Source organism: Maribacter sp. BPC-D8 (assembly GCF_035207705.1).
Taxonomy (GTDB): Bacteria; Bacteroidota; Bacteroidia; order Flavobacteriales; family Flavobacteriaceae; genus Maribacter.
Genome location: NZ_CP128187.1, coordinates 175,071 through 185,562 on the forward strand (window position 1 = coordinate 175,071; position 10,492 = coordinate 185,562).

Genomic DNA, 10,492 nt, shown 5'->3' on the forward strand with positions numbered 1-10,492 from the left:
CTTTGCGCTTTTTGCGTTTAGACCTAAGCCATTTTATAGAATTAGGTATATTAAGAGGTATACTACTCATTTAGTACTCACGATCAAAACACTGTCCGTAGATGTTCACAAATAATACTGAAAGAATAAGCTTCGCTTCCGCAAGAAACACACCGGATTACCCGGATTTCTTAGATATTCAGATTAAATCTTTCCAAGACTTTTTTCAACTAGAGACTAAATCAGATGAAAGAGGTAATGAAGGTCTTTATAACACCTTCATGGAAAACTTTCCAATCACTGATACTAGAAATCAGTTTGTATTGGAATTTTTAGATTATTTCATAGATCCACCAAGATATTCTATTCAAGAATGTATCGAACGTGGTCTTACTTACAGCGTTCCTTTAAAAGCACGTTTAAAATTGTATTGTACGGATCCTGAGCATGAGGATTTCGAAACAATTGTACAAGATGTGTATTTAGGTACGATTCCTTATATGACTCCAAGTGGTACTTTCGTTATCAATGGAGCAGAAAGGGTTGTTGTTTCTCAGTTACACCGTTCTCCTGGTGTATTCTTTGGACAGTCTTTCCATGCAAATGGAACAAAATTATATTCTGCAAGAGTAATACCTTTCAAAGGTTCTTGGATAGAATTTGCTACCGATATTAATGGCGTTATGTATGCTTATATCGATAGAAAGAAAAAATTACCGGTTACTACATTGTTTAGAGCTATTGGCTTCGAACGTGATAAAGATATATTAGAGATTTTCGACCTATCGGAAGAAGTAAAGGTTTCTAATGCCGGACTTAAAAAAGTACTTGGTCGTAAATTAGCGGCTAGAGTTTTGAATACATGGCATGAAGATTTCGTTGATGAGGATACTGGTGAGGTAGTATCTATTGAGCGTAATGAAATTGTTCTAGATCGTGATACTATTTTAGAAAAAGAACATATTGCAGAGATTATTGATGCAGATGTAAAGACTGTTCTTTTACATAAAGAAAATAATGCGCAATCTGATTACGCAATTATACATAATACATTACAAAAAGATCCAACGAACTCTGAAAAAGAAGCCGTTGAGCATATTTATCGTCAATTAAGAAATGCTGAGCCGCCAGATGAGGAGACAGCACGTGGTATTATTGATAAATTATTCTTTTCTGATCAACGTTACAACTTAGGTGAAGTTGGTCGTTATAGAATGAATAAGAAATTACAGTTGGATATTGGTATGGACAAGCAAGTCTTGACCAAAATAGATATCATTACTATAATAAAATATTTAATTGAGTTAATTAACTCAAAAGCAGAGATTGATGATATTGATCACTTATCTAACCGTCGTGTTAGAACAGTAGGTGAACAATTATCTTCTCAGTTTGGTGTTGGTCTTGCGCGTATGGCAAGAACAATTCGTGAGCGTATGAACGTTCGTGATAACGAAGTATTTACACCTATAGATTTGATTAATGCGAAGACATTGTCTTCTGTTATTAATTCTTTCTTTGGTACGAATCAGTTATCTCAGTTTATGGATCAAACGAATCCACTAGCAGAGATTACGCACAAGAGAAGACTATCGGCATTAGGTCCAGGTGGTTTATCTAGAGAGCGTGCTGGTTTCGAAGTACGTGATGTTCACTATACACACTACGGTCGTTTATGTCCTATTGAAACTCCTGAAGGTCCGAACATTGGTTTGATATCTTCATTATCTGTGTTTGCGAAAGTAAACCCAATGGGCTTCTTAGAGACACCTTATAGAAAAGTTACAGATTCTGTTGTTGATTATAAGAACTTTACTTATTTAAGTGCAGAGGAAGAAGAAGGAATGAAGATTGCGCAAGCAAACATTCCTATGAAAGAAGATGGTACTATTGATGCTGAAAAGGTTATTGCTAGAGAAGAAGGTGATTTCCCTGTTGTAGATCCATCAGAAATTCAATATACAGATGTTGCTCCTAATCAAATTGCATCTATTTCTGCATCTTTAATTCCTTTCTTGGAACATGATGATGCGAACAGGGCTTTGATGGGATCTAACATGATGCGTCAGGCAGTTCCTTTATTGAAACCACAATCACCGATTGTTGGTACAGGTTTAGAGCGCCAAGTTGCTTCAGATTCTAGAGTATTGATTAATGCAGAAGGTGATGGGGTTATAGAGTATGTAGATGCTCAGAAAGTTACTATCAAATATGATAGAACTGATAACGAAAGATTAATCAGCTTTGAAGATGATAGCAAAACGTATTTCTTAGTTAAGTTTAGAAAAACTAACCAAGGTACTAACATTAACCTAAAACCTATTGTACAAAAAGGAGATAGAGTTAAGAAAGGACAAGTTCTTTGTGAAGGTTATGCAACTGAAAAAGGAGAGTTGGCACTAGGTAGAAACTTAGTAGTAGCGTTCATGCCTTGGAAAGGATATAACTTTGAGGATGCAATTGTAATTTCTGAAAAAGTTGTTCGTGAAGATATATTTACTTCTATTCATGTTGATGAATATTCTTTAGATGTTAGAGATACTAAATTAGGAGCTGAAGAGCTTACACATGATATACCAAACGTTTCTGAAGAGGCTACAAAAGACCTTGATGAAAATGGTATGATTAGAATTGGTGCAGAGGTTAAGCCTGGTGATATTCTAATTGGTAAGATTACTCCAAAAGGTGAATCTGATCCAACTCCTGAAGAAAAATTATTACGTGCTATTTTTGGTGACAAAGCTGGTGATGTAAAAGATGCTTCTTTAAAAGCTTCTCCTTCTTTAAGAGGTGTTGTTATTGATAAGAAATTATTCTCTAGATCTGTAAAAGATAAGAGAAAACGTTCGGAAGATAAAGAAGAGCTTTCTAAATTAGAATTAGAATATGAAGTAAAATTCCAAGAATTGAAAGATGTTCTTGTTGAGAAATTATTTACTATAGTTAATGGTAAAACTTCTCAAGGTGTTCTTAATGATTTAGGTGAAGAGGTATTACCTAAGGGTAAGAAGTATACAATGAAGATGTTAAATTCTGTTGATGATTTCGCTCACTTAGTTGGTGGAAGCTGGACTACAGATAACGAGACTAATTCATTAGTAGCAGATTTACTTCATAACTATAAGATTAAACTTAACGATTTACAAGGTAACTTGAGAAGAGATAAGTTTACAATATCTGTTGGTGATGAATTACCAGCTGGTATTATGAAGTTGGCTAAAGTTTATATTGCTAAGAAGCGTAAGCTGAAAGTTGGTGATAAGATGGCAGGTAGACACGGTAACAAAGGTATTGTATCAAGAATAGTACGTCATGAAGATATGCCATTCTTAGAAGATGGAACTCCTGTTGATATCGTTCTTAATCCATTGGGTGTACCTTCTCGTATGAACATTGGTCAAATTTACGAAACCGTATTAGGTTGGGCAGGTCTTAAGCTTGGTAGAAAGTATGCAACACCTATTTTTGATGGTGCTACATTAGATCAAATTAATGCTTATACTGACGAAGCGGGTATTCCAAGATTTGGACATACATACTTATATGATGGTGGTACGGGACAACGTTTTGATCAACCAGCAACAGTAGGTGTAATCTATATGTTGAAACTTGGACACATGGTAGATGATAAGATGCATGCACGTTCTATAGGACCATATTCATTAATTACACAACAACCATTGGGTGGTAAAGCTCAATTTGGTGGTCAGCGTTTTGGAGAGATGGAAGTATGGGCACTTGAAGCATATGGTGCATCGGCAACTTTACGTGAGATTTTAACGGTTAAATCTGATGATGTTATCGGAAGAGCTAAAACCTATGAATCTATCGTTAAAGGTGAAACTATGCCTGAGCCTGGTTTACCAGAATCTTTCAACGTTTTAATGCACGAACTTAAGGGATTAGGTTTGGATATTAGACTTGAGGAATAGTTCAATATTTTATATTGAAGAACTATTAAGTAAAACAAATTAAAACATTATCAGCACGCTATTATGGCTAGAATAAAAGATAATAACCCAATAAAAAGGTTCGATAAAATTTCAATAGGATTAGCTTCGCCAGAATCTATTTTGGCAGAGTCTAGAGGTGAAGTTTTAAAGCCTGAAACAATTAACTATAGAACTCACAAACCAGAACGCGATGGTTTGTTCTGTGAGCGTATTTTCGGTCCTGTAAAGGATTATGAATGTGCTTGTGGTAAATATAAACGTATACGTTACCGTGGTATCGTATGTGACCGTTGTGGTGTAGAGGTTACTGAGAAAAAAGTACGAAGAGACCGTGTAGGTCATATTAACTTGGTAGTACCAGTTGCTCATATTTGGTATTTCCGTTCTTTACCGAACAAAATAGGATACTTATTAGGTTTGCCATCCAAGAAATTGGATATGATTATTTACTACGAGCGTTATGTAGTAATTCAACCAGGTATTGCTAAAGGTCCTGAAGGTGAAGAAATTCAAAAAATGGATTTCTTAACTGAAGAAGAGTATTTAAATATTATTGATACTATTCCTCAAGAGAATCAATATTTAGAAGATTCTGACCCAAACAAGTTTATTGCTAAAATGGGAGCAGAGTGTTTAATTGATTTATTAGGTAGAATAGATCTTAAAGAACTTTCTTTCGAGTTAAGACATAAGGCAAATACTGAAACGTCTAAGCAACGTAAAACTGAAGCCTTAAAACGTTTACAGGTTGTAGAGGCATTAAGAGAATCTCAAGAGAATAGAGAAAACGAGCCAGAGTGGATGATTATGAAAGTAATTCCGGTTATACCACCAGAATTGCGTCCATTAGTTCCATTAGATGGTGGTCGTTTTGCGACTTCAGATTTAAATGATCTTTATAGAAGGGTAATTATTCGTAATAACCGTCTTAAAAGATTAGTAGAGATAAAGGCGCCAGAGGTAATTTTACGTAATGAAAAACGTATGCTTCAGGAAGCTGTCGATTCTTTGTTTGATAACACAAGAAAGGCATCTGCTGTAAAAACTGAATCTAACAGACCATTAAAATCACTTTCAGATTCTTTGAAAGGTAAGCAAGGTCGTTTCCGTCAAAACTTACTTGGTAAGCGTGTTGATTATTCTGCACGTTCGGTAATTGTTGTTGGACCAGAATTGAACTTGTTCGAATGTGGTCTTCCAAAAGATATGGCAGCTGAATTGTACAAACCTTTCGTAATTAGAAAACTAATTGAAAGAGGAATTGTAAAAACAGTTAAATCTGCGAAGAAAATTATAGATAAAAAAGAGCCTGTAGTTTGGGATATCTTAGAGAATGTATTGAAAGGTCACCCGGTTTTATTAAACAGGGCTCCTACATTACACCGTTTAGGTATTCAAGCTTTCCAGCCTAAATTAATAGAAGGTAAAGCGATTCGTCTTCACCCATTAGCATGTACTGCATTTAATGCGGATTTTGATGGGGATCAAATGGCGGTTCACTTACCATTAGGGCCAGAGGCAATCTTAGAAGCGCAATTGTTAATGCTTGCTTCTCAGAATATATTAAACCCTGCGAATGGTTCACCAATTACGGTACCATCACAGGATATGGTCTTGGGTCTGTATTACATGACCAAAGAGCGTAAATCAACACCAGAAGTTCCAGTTAAAGGTGAAGGTTTGACTTTTTATTCAGCAGAAGAGGTTGAGATTGCTTTCAATGAAGGCATGGTAAATCTTAATGCAGGAATAAAAGTTAGAGCAAAAGATTTTAATGAAGAGGGTGAGTTGGTTTATCAAATAATACCTACCACTGTTGGTCGTGTATTATTTAATAATCATGTACCTGAAGCAGCTGGTTATATTAACCAGGTTTTAAATAAGAAAGCCTTAAGAAATATCATTGGAGATATTTTAGCAGTAACAAGTGTACCGGTTACAGCTGCATTCTTAGATAAGATTAAAACTATGGGTTATGAATTCGCTTTTAAAGGTGGATTGTCCTTTAGTTTAGGGGATATTATTATTCCTGCTGAGAAGATGGATATGATTGGTGAAGCCAATGTTCAAGTTGATGGTATTATGGCTAACTATAATATGGGTCTAATAACCAACAACGAGAGATATAATCAAGTTATTGATGTTTGGACATCAACTAACGCTCAGTTAACAGAGTTGGCTATGAAACGTATCCGTGAGGATCAACAAGGTTTCAACTCAGTGTATATGATGCTTGATTCTGGTGCAAGGGGTTCTAAGGAGCAAATTCGTCAATTAACAGGTATGCGTGGTTTGATGGCTAAGCCTAAAAAATCTACTGCCGGTGGTGGTGAAATTATTGAAAACCCGATTCTTTCTAACTTTAAGGAAGGTCTTTCAATTCTTGAATACTTTATTTCTACTCACGGTGCTCGTAAGGGTCTTGCCGATACAGCTTTGAAAACGGCGGATGCGGGTTATTTAACTAGAAGACTAGTTGATGTTTCTCAAGATGTTATTATTAACACTGAAGATTGTGAAACTCTAAGAGGTGTAGAAGTTAAGGCGCTTAAGAAGAATGAAGAGATTGTTGAAACTTTAGGAGAAAGAATTTTAGGTCGTGTTTCATTACATGATGTGTATAACCCAATGACTGAAGAGTTAATTCTTCAAGCGGGTCAGCAAATTATGGAAGTTGATGTTAAAAGAGTTGAAGCTTCTCCGGTTGAAAAAATCGAAGTTCGCTCAGCACTTACATGTGAGGCTGAAAAAGGAATTTGTGCTAAATGTTATGGTAGAAACCTTTCTACTAATAAGATGGTTCAAAGAGGTGAAGCTGTTGGTGTTGTTGCTGCTCAATCAATTGGGGAGCCAGGTACACAACTTACACTTAGAACATTCCACGTAGGTGGTATTGCAGGTAACATTTCTGAAGATAATAAACTAGAAGTAAGATTCTCTGGTGTTGCTGAGATCGAAGATTTAAGAACAGTAACTGGAGAAGGTTCAGACGGTAAACCTGCTGTAATCGTAATTTCTAGAACTAGTGAAATAAAAGTAGTAGATGCTAAAACAGGTATTACTTTAAGTACAAGTAATATTCCTTACGGTTCTCAATTATTTGTTGAAAACGGAGCTAAGGTTACTAAGGGTGATGTTATTTGTTCTTGGGATCCATATAACGGTGTTATCGTTTCAGAATTCCCAGGTAAGATAGCTTATGAGAATATTGAGCAAGGTATTACTTATCAAGTTGAAATTGATGAGCAAACTGGTTTCCAAGAGAAAGTAATTTCTGAATCTAGAAACAAGAAGTTGATTCCAACATTATTGATTCAAGATGCTAAAGGTGAAACATTACGTTCGTATAACCTACCTGTAGGTTCTCACATTATGGTAGATGATGGCGATAAGATTAAAGAAGGTAAAATATTGGTTAAGATTCCACGTAAATCTGCAAAAGCAGGTGATATTACTGGGGGTCTTCCAAGAGTTACTGAATTATTCGAAGCGAGAAATCCATCAAACCCAGCTGTTGTATCTGAAATTGACGGTGTTGTTTCTTTTGGTAAGATAAAGAGAGGTAATAGAGAAATCATCATTGAGTCTAAATTAGGTGAGGTGAAGAAATATCTAGTGAAACTTTCTAATCAAATCTTAGTTCAAGAGAACGATTATGTACGAGCAGGTATGCCATTATCAGATGGTTCAATTACTCCAGAAGATATCTTGAAAATTAAAGGTCCTTCTGCAGTACAGCAGTACTTAGTAAACGAAGTTCAGGAAGTTTATAGACTTCAAGGTGTGAAGATTAATGATAAGCATTTCGAAGTAGTTGTTAGACAGATGATGCGTAAAGTAAGAATTCAAGATCCGGGTGATACTATCTTCTTAGAGAATCAATTGATTCATAAAGATGATTTCATAATGGAGAATGATGGAATCTTTGGTAAGAAAGTAGTAATGGAAGCAGGTGATTCTGATAACCTTAAACCAGGTCAAATTGTAACTCCAAGAGAGTTGAGAGATGAAAATTCTTTATTGAGACGTGGTGATAAGGCATTGGTTGAAGCAAGAGATGCTGTATCAGCAACTGCTACTCCGATTCTACAAGGTATTACTAGAGCATCGTTACAGACGAAATCATTTATCTCTGCTGCATCGTTCCAAGAAACGACTAAAGTGTTGAATGAAGCTGCTGTAAGTGGTAAGATTGATACATTAGAAGGTCTTAAGGAAAATGTAATCGTTGGTCATAAAATTCCGGCTGGTACGGGTATGAGAGACTACGAAAGCATTATCGTTGGATCCAAAGAAGAATATGATGAAATAATGGCCAGAAAAGAGGCATTAAGATTCTAACTTTATAGTAACCCTCAAATTTTATTTGGGGGTTATTTTTTTAATAAAACTATATTATGAGTGACAATAAAAATCCGAATCAAAAACAAATTAATATTGAATTGGATGAGAAGATGGCAGAAGGTATTTATTCCAATCTAGCCATTATTAATCATTCAGTTTCTGAATTTGTAGTTGATTTCATAAGTATGATGCCTGGAGCTCCAAAGGCTAAGGTGAAGAGTAGAATTATACTTACCCCGCAACATGCTAAAAAGTTTTTAAAAGCATTGAATGATAATGTACAACGGTTTGAAAAAGCTAATGGTACTATAAAGGATTATGAACAACCTTCGATACCTATGAATTTTGGTCCGACTGGAGAAGCATAAAAAAAGCCCAACTTTAAAAGTTGGGCTTTTTTTTATTCAAATTCAGAAGTAAAATGAAATTTTACCGATGGATATTTTTGCTGTGTCATTTGCAAAGAAAATTGAGAGTCTGCTAGAAAAACCAGTTGTCCTTTTTTGTCCTTTGCTAAGAATTTTTGCTTTACGCGTTCAAATTCTTTGAATTCATCTGTTTTTCTATTTTCAGTACCTACCCAACAGGCTTTGTGTACATTAAAGTTTTCGTAGCTACATTTAGCTCCATATTCATGCTCAAGCCTATATTGTATCACTTCAAACTGTAAAGCACCGACAGTTCCAATTATTTTTCTTCCATTTAGTTCTAAGGTGAATAATTGTGCGACACCTTCATCCATCAACTGGTCAATGCCCTTATTAAGTTGTTTAGACTTCATAGGGTCAGCATTGTTGATATATCTAAAGTGTTCAGGAGAGAAGCTAGGAATACCTTTGTAGTGCAAAATTTCTCCTTCGGTTAATGTATCACCTATTTTAAAATTACCAGTGTCATGAAGCCCTACAATGTCTCCAGGGTATGAGATGTCTACTATTTCTTTCTTTTCGGCAAAAAATGCATTCGGACTAGAGAATTTTAAGTTTTTACCATTTCTTACATGTAAATATGGTTTGTTACGTTCAAAAGTACCAGAGACAATTTTTATAAATGCAAGACGGTCTCTGTGCTTGGGGTCCATATTGGCGTGAATTTTAAAGACAAACCCTGTCATTTCTTTTTCGTTCGCTGCTACAAGTCGTTCTTCAGCATTCTTTGAACGTGGAGTAGGGGCAATTTGAATAAAGCAATCTAAGAGCTCTCTTACTCCGAAGTTATTTAATGCAGAACCAAAAAATACAGGTTGCTGTTCTCCTTTTAAATAAAGCTCTTTATCGAAACTTGGGTAGACACCCCAAACCAATTCTAGGTTTTCTCTTAGTTCAGTTGCGGCCTTGTTTCCTATAATTTTATCCAATTCAGGATTAGTTACATCATCAAATGCTATTGTTTCTTCAATGTTCTTTTTATTATCGCCACTAAATAGATTAATATTCTTTTCGAAAATATTGTAAATGCCTTTAAAGTCATATCCCATACCAATAGGGAAACTTAGCGGAGTTACAGAAAGACCTAGTTTTTGTTCTAATTCGTCAAGTAGGTCAAAAGCATCTTGACCTTCCCTGTCCATTTTATTTATAAACACCAATATTGGTATTTTACGCATTCGACAAACTTCAACCAATTTAACTGTTTGTTCCTCAACACCTTTTGCAACATCGATTACAACAATAACACTATCTACTGCAGTTAATGTTCTAAAAGTATCTTCAGCGAAATCCTTATGACCAGGCGTATCTAGTATGTTGATTTTTTTATCCTTGTAGTTAAATGCAAGAACAGAAGTGGCAACCGAAATACCTCTTTGTCTTTCAATTTCCATGAAATCACTAGTTGCTGTCTTTTTAATTTTATTATTCTTAACAGCGCCTGCTTCTTGAATCGCACCACCAAAAAGTAATAATTTTTCAGTTAGTGTAGTTTTACCTGCATCTGGGTGAGAAATTATTCCGAAGGTTCTTCTACGTTCTATTTCTTGCTTAAAGGTCATATACAAAATTTGTGCAAAAGTAATATAAATTCAATTCTTAACATTTAGAGTGTAGGTATGATAATTTTAAATTATTATTATTTGTATTTATTTGATTAAATGGGTGTTAGGTTTGTACAGGTTAATGTTTTCAATATTCTATGATCTTTTACTAAGATTTCATCGTAAATAAAATTGAAATGTTAAATATTCTTAATTAAAAAGACTGCTTTTTCTGTCGATCACC

At 35.1% G+C, this 10,492-nt stretch carries 4 protein-coding genes; 3 read left to right on the forward strand and 1 reads right to left on the reverse strand.

Annotation, left to right across the window (positions count from 1 at the left end; all coding sequences use genetic code 11):
- Positions 1–101 precede the first annotated feature (101 nt).
- The 3 genes from rpoB (at position 102) to QSV08_RS00810 (ending at position 8,644) form a co-directional block, all read left to right on the forward strand.
- Positions 102–3,911 carry a DNA-directed RNA polymerase subunit beta gene (gene rpoB / locus QSV08_RS00800; RefSeq protein WP_324025729.1) on the forward strand — a complete coding sequence of 1,270 codons (3,810 nt, stop codon included), beginning with the start codon at positions 102–104 and terminating at the stop codon, positions 3,909–3,911.
- Between the two features lie 63 nt (positions 3,912–3,974).
- Positions 3,975–8,273 (forward strand): DNA-directed RNA polymerase subunit beta', encoded by a 4,299-nt coding sequence (gene rpoC, locus QSV08_RS00805; protein WP_324025730.1) that lies wholly within the window; start codon positions 3,975–3,977, stop codon positions 8,271–8,273.
- Between the two features lie 56 nt (positions 8,274–8,329).
- Complete coding sequence (locus QSV08_RS00810; protein WP_073247363.1) at positions 8,330–8,644, forward strand: DUF3467 domain-containing protein; 315 nt, start codon at positions 8,330–8,332, stop codon at positions 8,642–8,644.
- A gap of 32 nt (positions 8,645–8,676) precedes the next feature.
- On the opposite strand, the gene QSV08_RS00815 is transcribed toward QSV08_RS00810, so the two are convergent.
- Entirely contained in the window at positions 8,677–10,266 is a 1,590-nt protein-coding gene (locus QSV08_RS00815) for a peptide chain release factor 3 (protein WP_324025731.1), read from the reverse strand.
- Positions 10,267–10,492 lie beyond the last annotated feature (226 nt).

Bases quoted from the DNA above. Each gene is read 5' to 3' on its own strand.
- rpoB (WP_324025729.1), top strand. From the start codon at position 102: ATGTTCACAAATAATACTGAAAGAATAAGCTTCGCTTCCGCAAGAAAC.
- rpoC (WP_324025730.1), top strand. From the start codon at position 3,975: ATGGCTAGAATAAAAGATAATAACCCAATAAAAAGGTTCGATAAAATT.
- QSV08_RS00810 (WP_073247363.1), top strand. From the start codon at position 8,330: ATGAGTGACAATAAAAATCCGAATCAAAAACAAATTAATATTGAATTG.
- QSV08_RS00815 (WP_324025731.1), bottom strand. From the start codon at position 10,266: ATGACCTTTAAGCAAGAAATAGAACGTAGAAGAACCTTCGGAATAATT.